The sequence below is a fragment of the Bacillus sp. P4_E1 genome, assembly GCF_056401715.1.
This window is the reverse complement of record NZ_JBFUIV010000013.1, coordinates 112,297-135,351: the sequence shown is the minus strand read 5'-3', so window position 1 is coordinate 135,351 and position 23,055 is coordinate 112,297. Positions and strand designations below refer to the sequence as shown.

At 37.5% G+C, this 23,055-nt stretch carries 23 protein-coding genes, 2 pseudogenes and 1 other annotated feature; of the genes and pseudogenes, 17 read left to right on the top strand and 8 right to left on the bottom strand.

Annotated elements, in window-relative coordinates; all coding sequences use genetic code 11:
- Positions 1–72 precede the first annotated feature (72 nt).
- The 3 genes from acuC to acuA are packed head-to-tail and all read right to left on the bottom strand — an operon-like array spanning position 73 to position 2,530.
- On the bottom strand, positions 73–1,239 hold the full coding sequence (acuC, locus tag AC1DS7_RS19065) for an acetoin utilization protein AcuC (protein WP_078206416.1): 1,167 nt from the start codon (positions 1,237–1,239) through the stop codon (positions 73–75).
- On the bottom strand, positions 1,236–1,880 hold the full coding sequence (locus AC1DS7_RS19060; RefSeq protein WP_002123078.1) for an acetoin utilization AcuB family protein: 645 nt from the start codon (positions 1,878–1,880) through the stop codon (positions 1,236–1,238). Before AC1DS7_RS19060 ends, acuC begins: the two co-directional genes overlap by 4 nt.
- A 17-nt stretch (positions 1,881–1,897) precedes the next feature.
- Complete coding sequence (gene acuA / locus AC1DS7_RS19055) at positions 1,898–2,530, bottom strand: acetoin utilization protein acetyltransferase AcuA (RefSeq protein WP_002112293.1); 633 nt, start codon at positions 2,528–2,530, stop codon at positions 1,898–1,900.
- 176 nt (positions 2,531–2,706) lie between these two features.
- Here acuA and acsA point away from each other — a divergent pair, with 176 nt between their 5' ends.
- The 6 genes from acsA to tyrS all read left to right on the top strand — a co-directional run bounded on the left by acsA (position 2,707) and on the right by tyrS (position 7,981).
- Positions 2,707–4,425 (top strand): acetate--CoA ligase, encoded by a 1,719-nt coding sequence (gene acsA / locus AC1DS7_RS19050; protein ID WP_016102955.1) that lies wholly within the window; start codon positions 2,707–2,709, stop codon positions 4,423–4,425.
- A 90-nt stretch (positions 4,426–4,515) separates the two neighbouring features.
- Positions 4,516–5,073, top strand: a complete 558-nt coding sequence (locus AC1DS7_RS19045; protein ID WP_002143401.1) for a maltose acetyltransferase domain-containing protein — start codon at positions 4,516–4,518, stop codon at positions 5,071–5,073.
- A 66-nt stretch (positions 5,074–5,139) separates the two neighbouring features.
- Positions 5,140–5,595, top strand: a complete 456-nt coding sequence (locus AC1DS7_RS19040; protein ID WP_002143400.1) for a hypothetical protein — start codon at positions 5,140–5,142, stop codon at positions 5,593–5,595.
- Positions 5,576–6,121: an RNA polymerase sigma factor gene (locus tag AC1DS7_RS19035; RefSeq protein WP_002143399.1), complete on the top strand. Its 546-nt coding sequence runs from the start codon at positions 5,576–5,578 to the stop codon at positions 6,119–6,121. The genes AC1DS7_RS19040 and AC1DS7_RS19035 overlap by 20 nt, the downstream gene beginning before the upstream one ends.
- Entirely contained in the window at positions 6,102–6,347 is a 246-nt protein-coding gene (locus AC1DS7_RS19030) for a hypothetical protein (protein WP_001293781.1), read from the top strand. The genes AC1DS7_RS19035 and AC1DS7_RS19030 overlap by 20 nt, the downstream gene beginning before the upstream one ends.
- 77 nt (positions 6,348–6,424) lie before the next feature.
- Positions 6,425–6,653 (top strand) — a binding site (T-box leader).
- A gap of 71 nt (positions 6,654–6,724) precedes the next feature.
- On the top strand, positions 6,725–7,981 hold the full coding sequence (gene tyrS / locus AC1DS7_RS19025) for a tyrosine--tRNA ligase (RefSeq protein ID WP_159147177.1): 1,257 nt from the start codon (positions 6,725–6,727) through the stop codon (positions 7,979–7,981).
- A gap of 78 nt (positions 7,982–8,059) precedes the next feature.
- Here the strand turns inward: tyrS and AC1DS7_RS19020 are convergent, their stop codons facing one another.
- Positions 8,060–8,362, bottom strand: coding sequence for a YjdJ family protein (locus AC1DS7_RS19020; RefSeq protein ID WP_012261829.1), 303 nt, complete (start codon positions 8,360–8,362; stop codon positions 8,060–8,062).
- 184 nt (positions 8,363–8,546) lie between these two features.
- On the opposite strand from AC1DS7_RS19020, the gene AC1DS7_RS19015 reads away from it, so the two are divergent.
- Positions 8,547–8,675 carry a hypothetical protein gene (locus AC1DS7_RS19015; protein WP_000050938.1) on the top strand — a complete coding sequence of 43 codons (129 nt, stop codon included), beginning with the start codon at positions 8,547–8,549 and terminating at the stop codon, positions 8,673–8,675.
- A gap of 379 nt (positions 8,676–9,054) precedes the next feature.
- On the opposite strand, the gene rpsD is transcribed toward AC1DS7_RS19015, so the two are convergent.
- Entirely contained in the window at positions 9,055–9,657 is a 603-nt protein-coding gene (gene rpsD / locus AC1DS7_RS19010) for a 30S ribosomal protein S4 (RefSeq protein WP_002015568.1), read from the bottom strand.
- Positions 9,658–10,055: 398 nt separating this feature from the next.
- Here rpsD and megL point away from each other — a divergent pair, with 398 nt between their 5' ends.
- Positions 10,056–11,234, top strand: coding sequence for a methionine gamma-lyase (megL, locus tag AC1DS7_RS19005; protein WP_002015566.1), 1,179 nt, complete (start codon positions 10,056–10,058; stop codon positions 11,232–11,234).
- 190 nt (positions 11,235–11,424) lie between these two features.
- Here the strand turns inward: megL and AC1DS7_RS19000 are convergent, their stop codons facing one another.
- Complete coding sequence (locus tag AC1DS7_RS19000) at positions 11,425–11,904, bottom strand: GAF domain-containing protein (RefSeq protein ID WP_012261827.1); 480 nt, start codon at positions 11,902–11,904, stop codon at positions 11,425–11,427.
- Between the two features lie 147 nt (positions 11,905–12,051).
- Here AC1DS7_RS19000 and refZ point away from each other — a divergent pair, with 147 nt between their 5' ends.
- Positions 12,052–12,690, top strand: a complete 639-nt coding sequence (gene refZ / locus AC1DS7_RS18995; protein WP_476999154.1) for a forespore capture DNA-binding protein RefZ — start codon at positions 12,052–12,054, stop codon at positions 12,688–12,690.
- Positions 12,691–12,701: 11 nt separating this feature from the next.
- Here the strand turns inward: refZ and AC1DS7_RS18990 are convergent.
- Positions 12,702–12,830 (bottom strand): annotated as a pseudogene (locus tag AC1DS7_RS18990) (EamA family transporter); the annotation flags it as partial.
- Here AC1DS7_RS18990 and AC1DS7_RS18985 point away from each other — a divergent pair.
- The 8 genes and pseudogenes from AC1DS7_RS18985 to AC1DS7_RS18950 all read left to right on the top strand — a co-directional run.
- A pseudogene (locus AC1DS7_RS18985) lies at positions 12,778–13,071 on the top strand (LysR family transcriptional regulator substrate-binding protein); the annotation flags it as partial. The pseudogenes AC1DS7_RS18990 and AC1DS7_RS18985 sit on opposite strands and share 53 nt — an antisense overlap.
- Positions 13,072–13,319: 248 nt before the next feature.
- On the top strand, positions 13,320–15,029 hold the full coding sequence (gene ezrA / locus AC1DS7_RS18980; RefSeq protein WP_002129414.1) for a septation ring formation regulator EzrA: 1,710 nt from the start codon (positions 13,320–13,322) through the stop codon (positions 15,027–15,029).
- Between the two features lie 426 nt (positions 15,030–15,455).
- A complete protein-coding gene (locus tag AC1DS7_RS18975) occupies positions 15,456–16,598 on the top strand; it encodes a cysteine desulfurase family protein (RefSeq protein ID WP_002167571.1) in 1,143 nt (380 codons plus the stop codon).
- 6 nt (positions 16,599–16,604) lie between these two features.
- Positions 16,605–17,819, top strand: a complete 1,215-nt coding sequence (thiI, locus tag AC1DS7_RS18970) for a tRNA uracil 4-sulfurtransferase ThiI (protein WP_002034334.1) — start codon at positions 16,605–16,607, stop codon at positions 17,817–17,819.
- A 79-nt stretch (positions 17,820–17,898) separates the two neighbouring features.
- On the top strand, positions 17,899–18,093 hold the full coding sequence (locus AC1DS7_RS18965) for an alpha/beta-type small acid-soluble spore protein (RefSeq protein WP_000168891.1): 195 nt from the start codon (positions 17,899–17,901) through the stop codon (positions 18,091–18,093).
- A 221-nt stretch (positions 18,094–18,314) separates the two neighbouring features.
- On the top strand, positions 18,315–19,901 hold the full coding sequence (gene mbcS / locus AC1DS7_RS18960) for an acyl-CoA synthetase MbcS (RefSeq protein ID WP_002034333.1): 1,587 nt from the start codon (positions 18,315–18,317) through the stop codon (positions 19,899–19,901).
- A 102-nt stretch (positions 19,902–20,003) separates the two neighbouring features.
- Positions 20,004–20,435, top strand: a complete 432-nt coding sequence (locus AC1DS7_RS18955) for a VOC family protein (RefSeq protein WP_002034332.1) — start codon at positions 20,004–20,006, stop codon at positions 20,433–20,435.
- An 87-nt stretch (positions 20,436–20,522) separates the two neighbouring features.
- Positions 20,523–22,091, top strand: a complete 1,569-nt coding sequence (locus AC1DS7_RS18950; protein WP_215588534.1) for an amidohydrolase — start codon at positions 20,523–20,525, stop codon at positions 22,089–22,091.
- A 252-nt stretch (positions 22,092–22,343) separates the two neighbouring features.
- Here AC1DS7_RS18950 and AC1DS7_RS18945 read toward each other — a convergent pair whose 3' ends face one another.
- A complete protein-coding gene (locus tag AC1DS7_RS18945; protein ID WP_002143383.1) occupies positions 22,344–22,826 on the bottom strand; it encodes a PH domain-containing protein in 483 nt (160 codons plus the stop codon).
- Positions 22,827–23,055: the final 229 nt, after the last annotated feature.

Sequence of the window (23,055 nt, the reverse complement as noted above, 5' to 3'; positions counted from 1 at the left end):
CAAAACACAACAATAGTAGCAAACAAACTATAAAAGAAAGGAGGCTGTTCAAAAAGCGAGCCTCCTCTCTGTTTAATATAAAGATTTTGTCATATTATTCCGAATAATTTCAAGAGATTTCGCTACAGTTAATGCATTTTTTTCTTCGATTTCTGGTTTTCTAGGGATAGGTTGATACATGTTGTCTGGATCTTCCCATGTAAGGGGAAGGTCGGTTTCTGCTTGTCCTTTCCAAGCGTCAATCCATTCTGGAGGGAGATAACCTGAGATGTTTTGGATGTTGTTCATTTCGAGCCAAATGAGTGCCCAAGCTCTTGGTACGACGCGCCAGTGATCATAGCCACCACCGCCGACAGCAATCCAGCGACCGTCGCAATATTCATTAGCGATTTCACGAGCGAGCTTCGGTATTTCACGGTAAATATTCATCGTTGCGCAAAGGTGTGTAAGTGGATCGTAATAATGTGCATCAGCACCATTTTGCGTTAAAATAATATCCGGTTTAAAGTATGCTGCCACTTCTTTTACAACTGTTCGATATGAATCTAAAAACGATTCGTCTTCTGTAAAAGCGTCGAGTGGAACGTTAAAAGAATAATTATATCCATTTCCTTGTCCACGTTCATTTACTGCGCCAGTTCCAGGAAATAAATAACGCCCAGTTTCGTGTAATGAAATGGTGCATACGTTAGGATCGTCGTAAAAAGACCATTGTACCCCGTCACCGTGATGAGCATCTGTATCAATATATAAAACGCGTAAACCGTATTTCTTCTGAATATATTTCATTGCGATAGAGCTATCGTTATAAATACAAAAGCCAGATGCTTTACCACGAAAGCCATGATGTAAGCCGCCACCTAAATTGAGGGCGTGCTTTACTTTCCCAGAAATAACAGCATCGACAGCTGTTAATGTTCCGCCAACGAGTAATGCACTTGCTTCATGCATATTTGGAAACATTGGTGTATCTTCTGTTCCAAGTCCATATGTCATCGCAATTGATTTTTCTAACTTTCCTTCTCCAGCAAGTTTTACCGCATTTATGTACTCCTCTGTATGAATGAATGCAATTTCCTCATCTGTAGCCATCCGTGGCGCGATGACTTGAGAAGGGGAGATAAAACCACTCTTTTGTAATAAGTCATACGTAAGTGTGACGCGTAGTTGGTTAAAAGGATGATCAGGGCTAAAAGAATAGCCCCGAAAGTCATCCGAATAAATGAAGGCGCTGCTCATGCTTGCATCCCCATTATGTTTGGCCATAATACGCGGTAGCCCTCTGCTTCGAGTGCATCGATCACTTTTAGAGGATTCATCGTTTGAATGCGGAAAACGAGTACTTTATCATTCTCATCTTTTGCTGGATAGACGAGAACGCTCACAATATTTATTTGTAAATCACTAAAAATAGCAACGACTTTTCCAAGAATACCAGGTTCATTTTTCACTTGAATTTCAATTTGTGAACTCGGTTGATGAGCTCCTGTTAATTTTACTAACGTGTGCAGCACTGTAGATTCAGAAATGATACCTACGAGTTTTCCAGCTTTCGTAACAGGAAGACAGCCTATTTTATTTTCAAAAAATAAAGTCGCAATTTCCTCAACGAAATCGAGAGGGTGACAAGTCATAACAGGGTGTTTCATTATGAGTTCAAGCGGTTGCTTCAGCATATCGAGTGAAACTTGTTCATCTAAAATAGACGGACTTGCATCTCTTACATCCCGATCAGAAATAATGCCTACGACATGATTATTTTGATCGACAATTGGAATGTGCCGAATACCTTTCGTACGTATTGTTCGGATTGCTGTTTCGATTGTATCGTTTGGATGTAGTGTTACTACATTTTGATTCATAATTTCTTCTACAATCATTCCAGTTGCCCCCTTTATTAATACATAAAACGATTGTGAAAACGTAGACGATCGAATGCTTGAATGGAATCCGTATCAACACGTTTACCGATGCGGACCATTAAACAGTTGGCAGGATGTGAACAAATTTCAGGATCATCTGTAGCCATCCATTGTAAACCACCAGCATTCATCATTTTTTCCATTACTTTTCGGTATTCCCAAACATTTAAGCCTGTTTGTTTTAAATCCCAGTGCCAATAATATTCAGTCGTTAATATAATGTAATCTTCCATATGATCGTCCATCATTGAAACTTCTAATAAATTTTTTCCGACAGAGCAACCACGAAAGGCTGGGACAACTTCAATCGCCCCGAGTTCAATTAAGTTTTCAATCTTTCCTTCTGACCATCGCTCGAGCGGATCAGGATATAAGTATGTAACATATCCAACGATCGTTTGGTCATGTCTAGCAATAATGAGACGAGCTTCTGGTAACTTAGAAATTTCGACAATTGCTTTATATTGCTGCTCGGCAGGACGAAACGCAATTAGGTCTGGATGAAATTCATACATTTCAAGATTATGTGTAGAGACAGGACCTTCAATAATTAAAGTGCCTTTCGCTGTTTTTAAGTTTCTGGCATTATATATTTTTTTATGAATCAATTTATTGCTCACCACCTTGAGGGTTTGTGAATCTATTAATATCGTACTTTATAATATATGCGATGTGAATCGAATTTTGTCATTAAAAATTTGTCTAAAAATCAACAAAAATACTGAAAATTTTAAATAATGTCATTATAATAGATAATAGAATACATAGGAGGGGGATGTAAAGTATGAAAGTGGAAACGCTTCCTGTCATTAAAGGAGAAAATAATTTGCCGAATTATGAAGAGGCATACGCGAATTTTAACTGGGAAGAGGTTAATAAAAATTTTACTTGGAATGAAACAGGACGAGTAAATATGGCGTATGAGGCAATTGATAAGCATGCGAAATCAGATCGAAAGAATAAAGTAGCACTTTATTATCAAGATGGATCGCGAAAAGAGAAATATACGTTTAAGGAAATGAAGGATTTTTCTAATAAAGCAGGAAATGTCCTGAAAAACTATGGCGATGTTGAGAAAGGCGATCGCGTTTTTATTTTTATGCCGCGTTCCCCAGAATTATATTTCGCACTTTTAGGTGCAGTGAAATTAGGGGCAATTGTTGGACCATTATTTGAAGCATTTATGGAAGGCGCAGTTCGCGATCGTTTAGAAGATAGCGAAGCGAAGGTGTTAATTACAACTCCTGAATTGTTAGAGCGCATACCATTAAATGATTTACCTGCTTTAAAAACAGTCTTCCTTGTTGGAGACAATGCAGAAGAAGGCGGTAAAACTGTAGCGTTCAATCCTTTATTTGAACAAGCTTCAAAAGAATTACATATCGAGTGGTTAGGCCGTGAAGACGGTTTAATTCTACATTACACATCTGGTTCTACTGGTAAGCCAAAAGGCGTCCTTCATGCTCAAAACGCAATGGTTCAGCACTATCAAACAGCGAAATGGGTATTAGATTTAAAAGAAGATGATGTATATTGGTGTACAGCTGACCCAGGCTGGGTAACTGGAACAGCTTACGGTATTTTTGCACCGTGGTTAGTGGGAGCATCAAATGTTATTTTAGGCGGGAGATTTAGTCCAGAGGCATGGTATGAAGCACTGCAAGATTACGGTGTAACAGTTTGGTATAGTGCACCGACAGCGTTCCGTATGTTAATGGGAGCTGGACAAGACGCAATTAAAAAATATGATTTATCACAAGTGCGTCACGTATTAAGTGTTGGTGAGCCATTAAATCCAGAAGTAATTCGCTGGGGTATGAGCGCATTTGGACTTCGTATTCATGATACGTGGTGGATGACAGAAACAGGTGGACAAGTTATTTGTAACTATCCTTGTATGGAAATCCGTCCAGGTTCAATGGGGAAACCAATTCCGGGTGTGAAAGCAGCGATTGTTGATAATGAAGGAAATGAAGTGCCTCCATACACAATGGGGAACTTAGCAATTGGTAAAGGTTGGCCATCTATGATGCGTGGAATCTGGAATAACCCACAAAAATATGATTCTTACTTTATGCCGGGAGATTGGTACGTATCAGGTGACTCTGCTTATATGGATGAAGATGGATACTTCTGGTTCCAAGGACGTATTGACGATGTAATTATGACGTCAGGTGAGCGTGTTGGTCCGTTTGAAGTAGAAAGTAAATTAATCGAGCATGCTGCTGTAGCAGAAGCTGGTGTAATTGGTATTCCTGATCCAGTACGCGGGGAAATCATTAAAGCATTTATCGCGCTTCGCGTGGGATACGAACCATCTGAAGAATTAAAAGAAGAGATTCGTCAATTTGTAAAAAAAGGCTTAGCAGCTCATGCAGCGCCAAGACAAATTGAATTTAGAGATAAATTACCGAAAACGAGAAGTGGTAAAATTATGCGCCGTGTATTAAAAGCTTGGGAGCTAAACTTACCAACAGGTGACTTATCAACGATGGAAGATTAAGAAGGAAGGGTCTGAACAAGTAATATGTTCAGACCTTTCTTTTTTTATGGTATCATAAACTTATACATACGAGTTAAAGGGGAGAAGGAAATGAAAACAGAAAAAGAAAAGATGATACTTGGGGAAATGTACATACCAGCTGATCCTGTTTTGATTCAAGAGAGGGAGCAGGCTCGTATATTAACGAGAAAATTAAATGAAACACCAGAAGTACAATTAAAAGAGCGTAGCGAAATCGTAAAAGAACTATTCGGAACGACTGGAGATAACATTCATCTTGAATCTTCTTTTAGATGTGATTACGGCTATAACATTCACGTTGGTGAAAATTTTTACGCGAACTTTGATTGTACGATTTTAGACGTATGCCCGGTGACAATCGGAGTGAACTGCATGTTAGCTCCAGGTGTTCACATTTATACAGCAACACACCCGCTTGATCCAGTAGAGCGCATAAGCGGATCAGAATACGGAAAACCAGTTACAATTGGCGATAACGTATGGATTGGCGGAAGAGCGATTATTAATCCAGGTGTAACAATTGGAGACAATGCGGTTATCGCATCTGGCGCCGTTGTAACGAAAGATGTGCCGGATAATGTAGTAGTGGGCGGGAATCCTGCGAGAATCATAAAAAAAATAAAATAATATTTGAACGAAGCGCCTTCCTCGTCTGTATACATTTATGAAAGAATAGATGAGGGAGGCTTTTTTATGTCTAATAAATTACTTCTTGCTTTTGCCGTAATTGGAATTATCGTCGTATTTTCTTGTGGTTTGCTATTACCGATGCCAATCGGATTTAAAGTATCAATGATTACAGCCGGTGTCATGATGATTGTTATGTTTTCAATCATTATTCCGTTTGATAGAAAACATATAGTACGGAAAAAAGGATATAAAATTGATTTTACAAAAACAAAAGTGTATTTTCGCTGGAATGTATTTGATACGATTTCGGCTTGTTTGGCAGTGTATGCGTGCGTATGTGTGCAAGCATTAAATATTTTAGTTTCAACCGGACAGACAATTCAAAACCCGTATGTTCAATTTTTTACGAATCAATCGCAAGTATGGATTATTGTCGCAAGTTGCTATTTAATTTCCCGCATTTCATTAACGTTAAAAGGAATAAAGGAGATCAAAAATCATGGCGCAGATTGGGATTGAGGAAGAGCTCATGCTTGCGTATCAAAGTGGAGATAAGCAGGCAGGAGAAAAACTATATGTTTTGATCAAACCAGCGCTATACACATTTTTATATCGATTTAACCGAGATGAACAATTAAGTATCGATCTCGTGCAAGATACATTTTTGACATTAGAACGAAAGAAACATATGTATGAACCTGAAAAAGGTAAAATAAAAACGTATTTATTTCAAATTGGTTATCGTCTTATGATTAATAAATTAAATAGAAGAAAAAAGTGGCGTACGCTTTTGCCATTTTTAGTGCCGATTCAGGAAAAAGAATTTTCTCACGAAGATCGGCTCACAGTAAGAGCGGCAATTTTGAAAGTTCCTGAAGAACAGCGAGCTGTCCTTATTCTTTCTTATTATCATGATATGCAGCAAAAAGAGATTGCGGAGATATTAAACATTCCGGTTGGAACAGTGAAGTCGAGACTCCATAACGGGATAAAGAAATTGAAACAATTGCTGGAGGTGGATGAAATTGAGCGAAAATCCCTTTAAGAGTGAATATAAATTAAAACAGCATTTAGATAGTGACCATGTAGAAATACCGGATTTTCCAAAAACGGTAAGTCGCTTCGATCGATTAATCGGATTTCTTGGTTCTCCAGCGAAAGATCCTGTGGAGGCAACGATTGGAAATGATTTATCGGTTGTGTTTCATGTATCGTTATTAGTTGGAGTTCCAATTCTTTCTCTTATTACGATACTCTTTGCGACGTTGTAAAGGATTGGCAAGGAGAGAAACCCTACCTCTATTTGACACGCCTATATAAATGATGGTATAAAGAAAAGTATATGAATAATTGAGCGTGGAAAGGGAGAAGTAGTGATCATTTCCCTGTTTTAGAGAGCTGATGGTCGGTGGAAATCAGCACATAGATGATCGCGAATTACGCCCCTAGAGCATCTTTTTTCGATTGAATTGTATTCAAAAGGGAAAAGACGGTGCTAAGCCGTTATGTAAATAAGGTGGTAGGCTTTTTTTGTCTGCAACTAGGGTGGTAACGCGATGATCAAAATCGTCCCTTATTTAAAGGGGGCGATTTTTTTATGTTTTCAACCTTCACGCCAGTAATGAACTTAAAGGAGAGTATGTAGGATATGGGTATTTTACAAGATCTTGAATTTCGCGGTCTAATTAACCAGCAAACAGATGCTGAGGGCCTTGAGCAATTATTAGAAAAAGAAAGCGTTAAATTATACTGTGGTTTCGATCCGACAGCGGATAGCTTACACATCGGTCATATGTTACCAGTATTAATGTTACGTCGTTTCCAATTAGCTGGTCACCAACCAATCGCACTTGTTGGCGGTGGTACTGGTATGATCGGTGACCCAAGTGGTAAAAAAGCAGAGCGTACATTAAATACGAAAGATACAGTTGCTTACTACACGGAAAGCATTAAAAACCAACTTTCAAACTTCTTAGAGTTTGAAAACGTGGACAACCCAGCAACGATGGCTAACAACTATGACTGGCTTGGTAACTTAGATGTAATTACATTTTTACGCGATATCGGTAAAAACTTCGGTTTAAACTATATGTTAGCAAAAGATACAGTAGCATCTCGTTTAGATACTGGTATTTCATTTACTGAGTTTAGTTATATGATTTTACAATCATACGACTTCTTAAACTTATACCAAAACCATAATTGCCGTCTACAAATCGGTGGTAGTGACCAATGGGGTAACATTACAGCTGGTCTTGAATTAATCCGTAAATCAGAAGAAGATGCGAAAGCGTTCGGTTTAACAATTCCGCTAGTTACAAAATCTGACGGTACGAAGTTTGGTAAAACAGAGGGCGGCGCAATTTGGTTAGACCCAGAGAAAACAACTCCTTACGAGTTCTACCAATTCTGGATTAACACAGATGACCGCGACGTTGTTAAATACTTAAAATACTTCACATTCTTATCTCATGAAGAAATTCTTGAGCTTGAAAAGCAAGTAACTGAAGCACCAGAAAAACGTGCAGCACAAAAATCATTAGGATCTGAAATGACAAAACTTGTTCACGGCGAAGAAGCGTTAGAGCAAGCAATTAAAATTTCAGCTGCATTATTCAGTGGATCTGTAGCAGAACTTACTGCAAGCGAAATCGAGCAAGGATTCAAAGACGTACCATCTGTAGAACGCACTGCAGAAGATACAGTATTAATCGACTTACTTGTAGAAAGCAAAATTTCACCATCTAAACGTCAAGCACGTGAAGATGTAACTAACGGTGCAATCTACGTAAACGGTGAGCGTACACAAGCGTTAGACTACGTTGTAACAGAAAACGACCGCATCGAAGGTAAATTCACAATCATTCGCCGCGGTAAGAAGAAATATTTCTTAATTCGTTACTAATCAGAAAAGAATTTAAAACAAATAGTACCCCGAATGGTAGGCTGAAAAGTCTATCGTTCGGGGTTTTTATGTATGCATTTAAATTGCCTCATGATTTCTTTTAAATAGAATATGAAGAATTAATACGAGCATGTAAAGTAAGCTAATTAGCATAACGACAAATGCTGTGGGATAAAATTTTGCCGCATATATAAAGAAATCGATTTGATAAATATCGTCATAATGTGAAACGTACCCTTTAAAATAATTCGTAAACTTAGCGCTATATTTCCATTCATCAGGATAATCTATTAAATTACTCCCTTGATACCAACTCATAAGTGCTGAAGTAATAAACAGCATAAATGCACTGCCTAACTGAACCATTTGGTTTATTGTCAAAAAAACACCCCCACTTTATGGTTATTATAACGTGATAATTTGCCTTAATAAACTATTCTGTAGATAAAATATAGTTAGCAATCCTGTAACCTTTTTGTTGTAATCTCCTTTTCGAGTTCATACGGAAATCACATGTAAGCGGTATGATAAATGTATAACAAATAGAAAGGAGTGGTAAAACAAAATGTCACTAGAAGCGCTCATTATTTTTTCTTTGCTAAACGCTGGTCAGCTTGCAGAGCATTCAAAGGTTGATGTACATAAAGAGCAGAAAGATGCTTATGTATATGTTCAAAAAGAGGAAAATAAATAATTTTAATATATAAATAAAAGCTACCAGAGAGAACGTTTTAGTTTCTTTGGTAGCTTTTTCTATTGAGATATAATTTGGAAGTAATGAAAAAAGGAGTAGTCTGAAAACGAAATGATTATATGTTTAAGGGAATAAGTATAACAGCATGTAATGAAGATGGATTATAAAATTTTGCACAATAAACGGAGCCAGTATTAAAGAGAATCCAATCGTTGGAATGAATAAAAGAGAAGTAAGGACGATTATCCATAACTCATGAAAAAACTTCCTTGAAGTATCTTACTATACATACGACATTTATATAAATAAAAAAAGCCCAGGCCCCTTGATAAACAAGGTTCCTAAGGCTTTTAATAATACTCTTTGCAGAGTACCGAGATTAACGAGAGTAGAACTCTACGATTAATGCTTCGTTGATTTCAGCTGCTAACTCAGAACGCTCAGCGTGACGAGTGTAAGTAGCTTCTAACTTATCAGCATCGAAAGTTAAGTATTCTGGTACGAAGTTGTTAACTTCGATCGCTTCTTTAACAACAACAAGGCTGTTAGATTTTTCGCGAACGCTGATAGTTTGGTTAGGTTTAACGCGGTAAGATGGGATATCTACGCGAGCGCCATCAACCGTGATGTGACCGTGGTTTACTAATTGGCGAGCTGCACGACGAGTGCGAGCTAAGCCCATACGGTAAACTAAGTTGTCAAGACGAGCTTCAAGAAGGATCATGAAGTTTTCGCCGTGCTTACCAGGCATTTTACCTGCTTGGTCAAATGTGCGACGGAATTGACGTTCAGTCATGCCGTACATGTGACGAAGTTTTTGTTTCTCTTGTAATTGTAAACCGTATTCTGAAAGTTTCTTACGTTGGTTAGGACCGTGAGGACCTGGTGCGTAAGGGCGTTTTTCTAATTCTTTTCCTGTGCCGCTTAGAGAGATTCCAAGACGACGAGACAGTTTCCATGCTGGACCTGTATAACGAGCCATAGTTGACTCCTCCTTTAAAAATGTTTTTATTTTCGTAAAATAAAAACAGACGTAATCGATATTTACGGGTATTTTGTTTTCATGTACCTTCGCTCCAGCAGCAGGGAGTTACGAGATACACCTCCGCAGAGGAACAAAATACAAACGATAAACTCACATTACAAGGCTGCCTTTTTATTTTACACAAACGCTATTATATCTTTTACTTACAGTTTCGTCAAGAGACTCCCTTTTTGTTTTATGCAGATAAATTTTGGAAATTAACAAGAAGGAATTTAAAACAATATAAAAGAAAAGATAGAAACACAAATAAAACGCTTACATAAAATGTAGTAAAGACGTTCATCAGATTTTTCCTGGTGGATATGTGGAAATAAAGACATAAGGGGGATGTTTTTATGAAAAAGAAACATATAGAGACAGCATTAATTCATCACGGATATGAATCAAATGAAAATAAAGGGAGTTTAACACCACCTTTATTTCAAACTTCTACATTTACGTTTGAGACAGCACAGCAAGGAGAAGCGAGTTTTGCGGGAGAAGATCCATCTTATATTTATTCAAGGCTTGGGAATCCAACTGTGAAATTATTTGAAGAACGTATGGCTGTTTTAGAAGGTGGAGAGGAAGCGCTGGCGTTCGGTTCAGGTATGGCAGCCATTTCAGCAACGTTAATCGGTTTTCTAAAGGCTGGAGATCATATTATTTGTTCAAATGGATTATATGGATGTACGTACGGTTTTTTAGAAGTATTAGAAGAGAAATTTATGATTACTCATTCGTTTTGTGATATGGAGACAGAGACTGATATTGAAAATAAAATTCGTCCAAATACAAAGCTTATTTTCGTTGAAACACCGATAAATCCAACGATGAAATTAATTGATTTAGAAAAGGTGATCGGGGTAGCGAAGCGCAATGATTTGCTTGTTATTGTTGATAATACGTTTTGTTCACCTTATTTACAAAGACCTCTTGAACTTGGTTGTGACGCCGTCGTTCACAGTGCGACAAAATATATTGGTGGTCACGGGGATGTTGTAGCGGGTGTAACAATTTGTAGAACGAAAACGTTAGCTGACAAAATCCGTCCGATGCGAAAAGATATCGGAGGTATTATGGCGCCGTTTGACGCGTGGTTATTGTTACGTGGATTAAAAACATTAGCAGTAAGAATGGATCGTCATTGTGATAATGCGGAAAAAATTGTATCGTTTTTGAAAAATCATGAAGCAGTAGAAGGTGTTTGGTATCCCGAGGGAGAATTAGCATCCCGCCAAATGAAACGAGGCGGGGGCGTTATTTCTTTTTCAATTAAAGGCGGGAAAGAGGAAACACAGTCGTTTATCAATGACCTCCATTTTATTACAATTGCCGTAAGTTTAGGTGATACAGAAACGTTAATTCAGCATCCAGCGACGATGACGCATGCAGCTATTCCGGCTGAACTAAGAAAAGAAATGGGTATTTTTGATAATTTAATACGCCTATCTGTCGGCTTAGAATCATGGGAAGATATCGTTTCTGATTTAGAACAGGCACTAAAGAAGATATCTACTGTTAGTAATCAATAAAGTGAAACTTTAATCAGTGGGGGGTTTGTCCATCACCCGCTGATTATTTGCCCTCACCAATCGGGCTTTTACGGGAAGTTATCTCCCACTTAACTTCCTTGTATTCGCCGAATTTACTGCCCGTTAATGCGGGATAAAAAAGAGTGAGCTATCGGTTTCGTACGTAATCGATAGCTCACTCTTTTCTTTATTAAATATGCTTTAGGAGTGTTTCCACAAACTTTTCTAAATAGTGCTGATCTACTTCATCGAAACGATTTTTTTCAGGACTATCAATATCAAGCACACCAATGATATTTCCTTCTTTCATAATCGGTACAACGATTTCAGAATTAGAGGCACTATCGCAAGCGATATGTCCTGGGAATTGGTGAACATCTGCTACAAGTTGCGTTGTTTTTGTTTCAGCTGCAACGCCGCAAACACCACGTCCGAACGGAATACGCACGCAAGCTGGCATCCCTTGGAATGGTCCAAGAACAAGCTGATTTCCTTCTGTTACATAAAAGCCAACCCAATTAACGCGATCTAAAAATTGATTTAATAGTGCGGACGCATTTGATAAGTTTGCGACTACGTTCGGTTCGCCAGTTAATAATGCATCCAGTTGTTTAATTACTGTCTTATATTGCTCTTCACGAGATCCTGCATAACTTTCTTTTGTAAACATGGAAACAACTCCCTTTTTAGCGAGATATGTAAAACGATAGCAAAATACGATGTATTTCACATGACTTTGTCGATAGAAAATTAAAGGAATTTGTCTTAAAAGTCAAGAAATTTAAACTATAGCTGTTCAGTGAGAGGAAGTGAGCGCATGAAACAGACGAAACAAAAAGTAATTGATGCGGCAATAGCGTTGTTTAACACGAAAGGTTATGATGGAACGTCGGTGCGAGAAATTGCAAAGCGAGCGGATGTGAATGTAGCGAATATTTCATATTATTTTGCTGGAAAGCAAGGGTTATTAGAACAGCTTATTACTGATTTTTTAGAAGGATATATTCACGTAATTGAAACGTCATTTGAACAGAGAGAATATTTATCGGCTAAAGATGTGATGGTGCAAATGGTGCGCGGGATTTTACGATATCAATTTGATAATAGAGAACTAACACGTTTTTTTTATAGAGAGCTTTCGCTTGATACGACATTAATTCGTGAAGTGATGACCGTTTATTTTTCTAGAGAAAGATATTATATAGAGCAAATCATTAAACAAGGACAAATGAAGCAAGAATTTAAAAAGGTATCTTTTACAATGTTTATGACGCAATTAAAAGGCATGATGAATATGCCGTTTTTATATCCACAATATATATCAGAGGTGCTACACTCATTTCCGTCTGAGACGTTTTTCTTAGAAATGTATACGAAGGAAATTGAGCAATGGATGGAACGAACATTATATAAAGAGAGTATGTATTATGAACTACCAAGAGCTGTTCATATGTGAAAAATCCCCACCTAACGAACTGAGGTGGGGATTTTTATATGTTGTTTTCTTTGCCATAAATTGTTGCATACTAGCGCAATAATTGTTAATGAACAGCTAATTGTATACCCAGAAATATGTGATGTAAGGAAAATGATTATGAATGTGTTTCAATGTATGGGCGCGAAACCAATAATTGCGGTTGAAACATCTTATGCAGAACCGATGATTGCGATGGTAGGAGCTGGACTTGGTATAACATTGCTTCCGGAAACCGCTTTACAGTAAGCCGTAATGCAAGGTAACGTACGTGCGATTTCTGTAGAACCACCACTAATGCGAAAGATTTATTTCGTCTCTCATATGAAAGAGAGCTCGTTATCCTGCATTAACTGCCCGTAAAAGTCTTACCTTTATTGCATTCATTTGAGGACGGATAATGGAATAAGTGGAATATTAAGAAATATTACAATCACATGTAAAGAAACATGAAATTTTAAAAAAAACTAGGTCAAAAACACGTCATTACATGGTATGATTAGAACATTGTTAGTTGTTAAATATAGGGGAATTCCCTTTTTATACATAATGCCTTCCATTTCATAAACGGAACGGACAAAAAAAGAGATATAACTAGGAGGCTTTTTTGCATGGATTCTATCCTGACGATCGTTATCATTGTAGTAAGCTCTATTCTAGTGCTGCTCATGATAGAGCTTGTGATAAGAAATCGTTCATATAAAGATATTGAAGCACTGGAGCAGTGGAAACAAGAGATAAAAGATAAACCTGTGGCAGATGAACTAAAGCGGGTAAAAGATTTAAATATGACAGGTCAAACGGAAGAGCTGTTTGGTAAATGGCGTGAAGAGTGGGATGAAATTGTATCAACAACTCTTCCGAAAGCTGAAAAAGATTTAGGGCAAGCGCGAAAATTCGCCTCGCAATTCTCCTTCCGCAAAGCAAAGCATGCGATGAAAGAATCCATAAGTGGTTTAGATGACGCTGATAATCGTATTACAGACATTTTAAATGAATTACAGCAACTGTTAGAAAGCCATGAGAAAAATAGCGCGGAAATTGAAGGGTTACGTGATACATATCGTAGTATGAAAAAGAGCGTTCTTGCTCATCGACACATGTATGGAGCAGCTGAGCAAAAAATTGAAGAGATGTTAGATGTTGAATCCGAGAAGTTCAAAACTTTTGAAGAGGCAACAGATAATGGTGATTATTTAAAAGCGAGAGAAATTGTTATTAGTTTAGAAGAAGGTTTAGCAAGTTTAGAAATCGTTATTCATCAAATTCCGGATTTATTGGTAGAGTGTCAAGCGACATTACCAGTTCAGCTGGAAGATTTATTACAAGGTCATGATGATATGATAAGACAAGGCTATGTATTAGAGTATTTGGAAATCCCTAAAGAAGTCCGCGATATGACGACACAACTACACACATGTTTAATGGATATACAGGAACTTCATATAACAGAAGCAGCAGAAAAAGTAGAGAACTTAAAAACTCGTTTAGACAGTTTTTATGATCAACTTGAACAAGAAGTGCATGCGAAACATTATGTGGAGCAAAAAACACTGTCTGTTTATGAAGATTTAGAAGAAATTCGTACAGAAACAATTGAAACGAAAATAGAAACACAACTTGTGAAACAAAGTTATCAATTACAAGACAAAGATATTGAGTCACAAAAAGTAATTGAAAAGCAAATGCATATTTTAATGAAACGTTTTGAAGTGTTACAAATACGCGTTGCTGAACAAGATATTGCATTCTCTATCATTCGTGAGGAACTAGAAGAGGTTTATGAGCAATGTGAAACTTTAAAAGTACTTCATGCAGAATATAAAGAAATGTTGCAAACGATGCGCAAAGAAGAATTTGAAGCACGTGAGAAGTTACAAGAAATGCGAAATACAATTTTTGAGACGAAACGTTTTATGCAAAAGTCGAATTTACCAGGTCTTCCAGAGAGTATTATGGAAGATTTACAAAAAGGGCAAATGGCGATGCAAGCTGTATATGAGCAATTAGAAGTAAAGCCGTTAAATATGAATACTGTAAATAGCAGTTTAGAAGAAGCATACACAGTTGTGAATGGTGTATCTGAAATGACAGAAGAATTAATTGGACAAGCTTATTTAGTTGAAAAACTAATTCAATACGGTAACCGATACCGCAGTCATGATGAGAATCTTGCAGAAAGCTTAAATTATGCGGAGAAATTATTCCGTGAATATCAATACGATGCAGCTTTAGAACAAGCGGCTTCTATATTAGAGCAACTTGAACCTGGTGTTGTTCAAAAAATAGCTGAATATGTAGACAATGAGCAAACCCTTTAATAAAGGGTTTGTTTTTTTGTGTAATTTTGAAGTCGATGTTGCTATAATGAATAGCGGAATACAGTAAGGTTGTTCGTTTCAAAATAAAGTGAAACTTTAATCAGTGGGAGGGGGCCATCCCCCCACTGATTATTAGCCTTCACCAATCGGGCATTTACGGGCAGTGGATTTCCCACCTAACTTCTTTGCTCCAGCTGAATTTTGAGGTGGGAGTCTTACTGCCCGTTAATGCGGGATAAAGTGAAACCATAAGTGATGGGGTTTCATCCATCACTGATTATTAATCTTCACCACTCAGTATGCCTGCAAATGGCCGGGGGAAATGTACACTTTTATATAAAAACGGAACCTTTGAGTAGTCTTAGCGTAATTACACGTATTTGTGATATGATTATATGATGTGATAGCGCTGAAAGGGGAAGAACGATGATCTATTTTGATAATAGTGCGACGACGAAGCCATATCCAGAAGCGCTTCAATCGTACGTAACGGTTGCAGGGAAATATTTTGGTAATCCTTCTTCTATTCACTCGCTTGGAGGAGAGGCAGAGCGTCTATTAACACAATCGAGAACGATTGCGGCACAGCTCCTTCACGTTAAACCTTCTGAAATTATTTTCACATCAGGTGGAACGGAAGGGAATAACCTTGCGATTAAAGGGATAGCGATGAGGAATCGTTCGCGCGGCAAACATATCATTACAACAAATATTGAACACGCGTCTGTGTTTGAAGCATATAAACAATTAGAAGATCTCGGTTTTGATGTAACGTATTTACCGGTTAACGAGCACGGTGTTGTATCGGTAGAAGATCTAAAACGAGCACTTCGTGAAGATACGATTCTTGTGTCAATTATTCACGTGAACAACGAGACTGGAGCGATTCAGCCCGTTGCTGAAATTGGAACATTATTAACGAACTATCCGAAAATAAGATTCCACGTGGACCATGTACAAGGGATAGGAAAAGTACCACTTGATTTATACGCTTCTCATATTGACCTTTGTTCAATATCTGGACATAAATTTCATAGCGTAAAGGGGACAGGTCTTCTTTACGTACGTGATGGTGTAAGATTAGATCCAATCTTATCAGGTGGTCAACAAGAGCTCAAGTATCGTTCAGGTACAGAAAATTTACCTGGTATTGTAGCGATGGTGAAAGCACTTCGTATGACGATGGAACAAGTGAAAGAAAAGATAGTTCATTTGCAAAATTTACAAACAGAGCTGGTCCGTTTCTTTAAAGAGATGGAAACTGTAACGATTAATACATCACTTGAATATGCGGCACCGCACATTTTAAATGTATCATTTGTCGGTTTAAAACCAGAAGTAGTCGTTCATGCTTTAGAAGAGCATGGTGTATATGTATCGACGAAGTCTGCTTGTTCTTCAAAAGCAAATGAAGTGAGCAGAGTACTAGTGGCAATGGGAGTACCGCACGCCGCAGCTACAAGTGCGATTCGCATTAGTCTAGCACCAGACAACACGATGGAAGAAGTAAAACAATTTGAAGGTATTGTTAAAGAGACGATGCCAAAATTATATGAAGTGATGAGGTAAAGAAATATGATGACATATGAATATATTTTAGTTCGTTATGGAGAAATGACGACAAAAGGAAAGAACCGTTCTAAGTTTGTAAGTACGTTAAAAGATAATGTGAAATTCAAATTAAAAAAATTCCCAAACATTAAAATTGATGCAACACATGATCGTATGTACATTCAGTTAAATGGTGAAGACCATGAAGCAATTTCTGAAAGATTGAAAGATGTATTTGGTATTCATAAGTTTAACTTAGCAATGAAAGTACCATCAGAATTAGAAGATATTAAAAAAGGTGCATTAGCAGCTTTCTTACAAGTAAAAGGTGATGTGAAAACATTTAAAATTACAGTGCACCGCTCTGATAAGCGCTTCCCAATGAAGACGATGGAGTTACTTCCAGAAATCGGTGGGCACATTTTAGAAAATACAGAGGATATCACAGTAGATGTTCATAATCCAGATGTGAATGTACGTATAGAAATTCGCAGTGGTTACAGCTATATTATGTGTGGTGAGCACATGGGAGCTGGCGGTTTACCAGTTGGCGTTGGCGGAAAAGTAATGGTACTTCTTTCTGGTGGTATCGATAGCCCGGTAGCAACTTACTTAACGATGAAACGCGGCGTATCTGTGGAAGCAGTTCACTTCCATAGTCCACCTTTCACAAGCGAGCGCGCGAAACAAAAAGTAATCGATTTAGCACAAGAGTTAACGCAATACTGTAAACGTGTAACACTTCATCTTGTTCCATTTACTGAAGTGCAAAAAACGATTAATAAAGAAATTCCATCTAGCTATTCTATGACAGTTATGCGTCGTATGATGATGCGTATTACAGAGCGTATTGCAGAGGAGCGTAATGCACTTGCAATTACGACTGGTGAAAGTCTTGGACAAGTAGCGAGCCAAACGTTAGATAGTATGCATACGATTAACGAAGTGACAAACTATCCTGTTATTCGTCCGCTTATTACGATGGATAAATTAGAAATTATTAAAATTGCAAAAGAAATTGGAACGTATGATATTTCAATTCGTCCATATGAAGACTGCTGTACAGTGTTTACACCAGCAAGTCCATCGACGAAACCGAAGCGTGAGAAAGCAAATCGTTTTGAAGCGAAGTACGATTTCGCGCCGTTAATTGAAGAGGCTGTAGCGAACAAAGAAACAATGGTATTACAAACAGTAGAAGTAGTGGCTGAAGAAGAAAAATTCGAAGAACTTTTCTAAACCCATAAATTACCACATTCAAATGTGCATGAAGTCATGTTGTTTATCACACTCTATACTCACAAGGAGGTGATACAACATGGCAAGCACAAATAAATTAGCAGTATCTGGTGCTCAAGCAGCATTAGATCAAATGAAATACGAAATCGCTCAAGAGTTTGGTGTTCAACTTGGAGCTGATGCAACATCTCGCGCTAACGGATCTGTTGGTGGCGAAATTACTAAACGTCTAGTTTCACTAGCTGAGCAACAATTAGGCGGTTACCAAAAATAATCCCATATACGATGGCTTAGAAAGAGCGGGTTCTCCCGCTCTTTCTTTTTGTCGTTTTCGTCGTTATTTGCCGATGAATCGTTATGTTAAAAACATCGTCGCTATACATTCATACATCAATTCGACATAAATATAAAAAAATTGTCAAAAGAAGAGGGTTCAAAATTTACTGAAAATTCTTTATTATATAAGGGAGGCATAGAAATAAAGGAGGATGTTATATGAAGAGAGAGGAATTGTTAGCGCCGCCGTCTTATAATTTAGTTTCGGAAATAGAGAAATATACGAGTGATAAAGAGAAGCTTGCTTTAATTTGGCAAGATGATAAAGGGAATAGACGAGAGATTACATATTTTGAATTAATGCAAGGTGCGAATAGAATTGGAAACGCTTTTATAAAAAGTGGCTTACAAAAAGGGGACAAGCTCCTTATTATGATGCCGCGCTTAATTGAAGCTTACATGACGTATATTGCTGCGATTAAAGCAGGATTTGTCGTTATTCCAAGCTCAGAAATGTTGCGTAAAAAAGATATTGAGTACCGTATTGGGCACGGAGAAGTGAAAGCAATTGTAAGTTACGAACCGTATATTGGACAATTCGACGGCGTAGAAGCGGTGGAATCTCTTCAGAAATTCGTTTTGAGCGAGCGTTCAGTAGATGGTTGGAAAAATTTAAAAACAGCATTAGAAACAGAAAGTGACATGTTAGAAATGGCGAAGACAGATAAAGAAGATATGGTCTTTTTATCTTATACGTCAGGGACGACAGGAAATCCAAAAGGAGTTGTTCATACGCATGCATGGGCATACGCTCATTTACGTACAAGCGCTCCGAACTGGCTCGGAATTGAAGGAAATGATGTTGTATGGGCAACGGCTAGTCCAGGTTGGCAAAAGTGGATTTGGAGCCCGTTTGTAGCGACTCTCGGTTCAGGTGCAACAGGATTTGTATACAATGGTAAGTTTGAACCAAAAACGTATTTAAATTTATTAGGCGATAATAAGGTGAATGTGCTTTGTTGTACGCCGACTGAGTATAGATTAATGGCAAAGGTAGAAAATTTAAGTGAGTACAATTTAGAAGCGTTACATAGCGCTGTATCAGCTGGTGAACCGTTAAACAGGGAAGTTATTGAAACGTTCCAAAGGCATTTTGATATTACGGTAAGAGACGGTTATGGGCAAACGGAAAACACATTACTCGTTGGGATAATGAAAGGGATGGACATTAGACCAGGATCAATGGGAAAACCGACGCCGGGAAACCATGTTGATATCGTAAATGAAGAAGGAACTCCTGTACAGGTAGGAGAAGTTGGTGATATCGCAGTTCACATTGAAACACCAGCACTCTTTAAACAATATTATAAAGACGATGAGCGCACAGCGATGCAATTCCGCGGTGATTATTATATTACCGGTGATAAAGCGAAAAAAGATGAAGAAGGCTATTTTTGGTTTGAAGGTCGCGGTGATGATATTATTATTAGCTCTGGTTATACAATCGGACCGTTTGAAGTCGAAGATGCACTTGTAAAACATCCATATGTAAGAGAATGTGCGGTTGTTGCAAGCCCTGATGAAATTCGCGGAAGTGTCGTGAAGGCATTTATCGTATTAAGAGAGAATATAGACAAGAACGAAGAAACATTAATTCCAGTGCTCCAACAACACGTCAAAGAATTGACTGCACCATATAAATACCCTCGCAAAATTGAATTTGTAGATGAACTACCAAAAACGATTTCCGGAAAAATTCGCCGTATTGAACTTAGAAAACAAGAAATGGAGCTTCCTTCAAAATAATTTTGAAAATAGGGAAGTAAATAGTTGAATGAAATGTAAAACGATGATATTATAAAAACGAACACAAGTTCGATTTTATAAACTAAAAAAAGAGGTGTCCGTATGATTTTAGGTATTAATCCGTACTTAGTTTTAGATGGTAGTGGGCAAGAAGCTGTACAGTTTTACAAAGAGGCGTTAGACGCAAAAGTAGAAGTAATGCAAACTTTTGGTGACATGCCTGAAAATCCAGAATACCCAATTCCAGCTGAAGCGAAAGAGCGCGTTTTACATGCTACTTTAAAAGTTGGTAATACGGACCTTATGATTTCTGATACATTCCCAGGTCAAGGGCATGCAATCGGATCTCAAGTAACAATCGCAATTCAAATTAATAATGCAGAAAAAGCGAAAGAAGTATTTGATAAGTTACAAGAAGGTGGAGAAGTTATTATGCCACTTCAAGAAACTTTTTGGAGCCCAGCATACGGACAACTAAAAGATAAATTTAACATTGAATGGCAAGTTACAACGAACCCTACTGAACAAAAATAATTTTTGGAAAAGCACCATTTTTAATCGAAATGGTGCTTTTTTTATACGCTCTAATTTCGTAGACTAAAGGAAAAGGGGGACGAGTATATGGGAGAAATTTGGTATGGCGGCACCATTTACACTATGCGAGAAGAGAATGAAAAAGTAGAAGCTATTTACGTTGAAAATGGCGTCATTGTTCATATGGGGAATAAAGAAGAGTTAGAAAACCGATATTCAGAAGTGAAGTTATATGACTTAAAAGGGAAAACGATGATTCCAGGACTCGTTGATAGCCATATGCATCTTATTGGGCATGGGGAGAGGTTGCTTCGTCTAGATCTATCAAATTGCAAATCTTATAGCGAAGTACTTACTCTTGTTCAGAAGCGCGTAGAAGAAGCGCCAAAAGGATCTTGGATTATCGGAGAAGGATGGAATGAAAATAATTTCACAGATACAAAACAAGTTCATGTACGTGATTTAGATGAAATCTCTAAAGAACATCCGATTTTATTAAAGCGTGTTTGTCGTCACGTGACATGGGTGAATTCATACATATTGCAAGAAGCGAATATAATAGAAGCGACGCAAGATCCAAAGGGCGGAAAAATTGGTCGTGACTCATTAAATAAATTAACAGGACTTTTATATGAGCAAGGACAAGAGTTAATTAAACATGTTCAGCCCGAAATAGATGGAGTGTATTTGCAAAGTGCTCTGCAAACAGCGATTTCAGACTGCTGGCAATATGGACTCGTTGGCGGACATACGGAAGACTTAAATTATTATGGCGGCTTTCAAAAAACGTACAATGCGTTTTCACACGTTATAAAAGAAATGCGGTTTAAAGCGCATTTACTCGTTCACCATGAAGTAGCGAATGAACGAAAAGAATATGAAAATGAGCACTATATTGAATTTGGTGCGATGAAAATTTTTTCTGACGGTTCTTTCGGCGGAAGAACAGCTTTATTAAGTGAACCGTATGAAGATGCGAAGGAAACAAATGGAGTTGCCATTTTCTCACGTGAAGAGCTTGCAGGTTTAGTGAAAAAAGCACGAGATTTACATATGCCAGTTGCCATTCATACAATTGGTGATTTATCGCTTGAATATGTCATTGATGCGCTTGAATTATATCCACCTGCAGAAGGATTACGTGACCGTATTATTCATTGTCAGCTAGCTCGTGAAGAGTTGATTGAAAGAATGAAACACTTGCCAGCTATTATTGATATTCAGCCAGTCTTTGTTTCGTCAGATTTTCCATCAGTTATTGAAAAACTAGGAGAACGCCGTCTTCGTTATGCGTATGCTTGGAAGACGTTACTGGATGCAGGATTACACTGTAATGGAGGCTCTGATGCTCCAATTGAACAAGTGAATCCGTTTTTAGGTATATATAGTGCTGTTACACGTAGAAGTTTTATTGACGGCGTATGCTATATGCCAGAAGAAAGATTAACGGTATATGAAGCTGTCTCTTTATTTACAACAGGAAGTGCGTATGCAATCGGAAAAGAAGCGAAGCGAGGACAAATCGCAAAAGGATATGAGGCAGACTTTACGATATTAGACCGCAATGTTTTTGAAATTGAGGCGGAAGAAATAAAAGAAGTACAGGCAGAAATGACCGTCATTGATGGGAAGATTGTTTATAGAAAAGACGTCTAAAAATTTGAGGGAGCGGCTCCGAAAATACATTTTGGTGCTGCTTCCTCTTTTTAGATAAGTTGATGATGTAGTCACTTTTTTTCAGTAAATCGATATTCTTTGTAGAATCGTTAATATATATATACTTACGCGCCTTGTCAGCAATAATTGATTAAAGAATAACGAGTAAGTACGATAATAGTTCTAAACATATACATAATTTCTTTTATGATGGAATTGCATAAATAAAAGCACTCATTAGAGTGCTAATGCTTATTTTAATTTATTACGAATCGCTTGTAATACTGAATCAACGTTGTAATCAGGAATATTTCGTATAGTTCGTTTCTTCGTACCAAACATTTTTTTTATCTCTAGATAAATGATACCTGTATTCATAAGAGAAATACCAAATGCTCCCTCAATGATATCAAAGTCTACTTCTTTAATATCTTTGTATTTCACAACTTCGGCTTCAGCACCACCAAATAAGCCGCCTTTCATCATCACAAGGTATAAATTATGTTCACCAACAACAATGAAGCCGTTTTTTGTTAGTTTAGGATGTGCAACTTCGAAGCAATATATTGCTTCTTGTGATTTCATAACTTTCTTTAAAGCATCAAATGCATACTGATAAAACTTCCGTTCAGTTTTCGGAAACTCTTTAGATATATCAATCATTTCATTTAGCGTAACGGGATATTCGATTACGCCAAATCTCTCATCTACTTTAGTATATTTTGGATTAGCCATATTGTATCTCCTTTTAAAATGTAAAATTGCTCATCTCATGGTAGCAAACAAGTTATTTATACGTTGTCGTATTTTGTCGAATGAAAAATAAAAAAAGAGAGATATCAGTTCTCGTTTTATAAAAGGTAAATTGTGTAATTTTCACCTGCGGAATAAGGGGATTTTGCCATGTGAAATGTAAGTGGTTAAAAAAATATTGAGCGCAACCTGCAAGTAATCGTATAAGCTG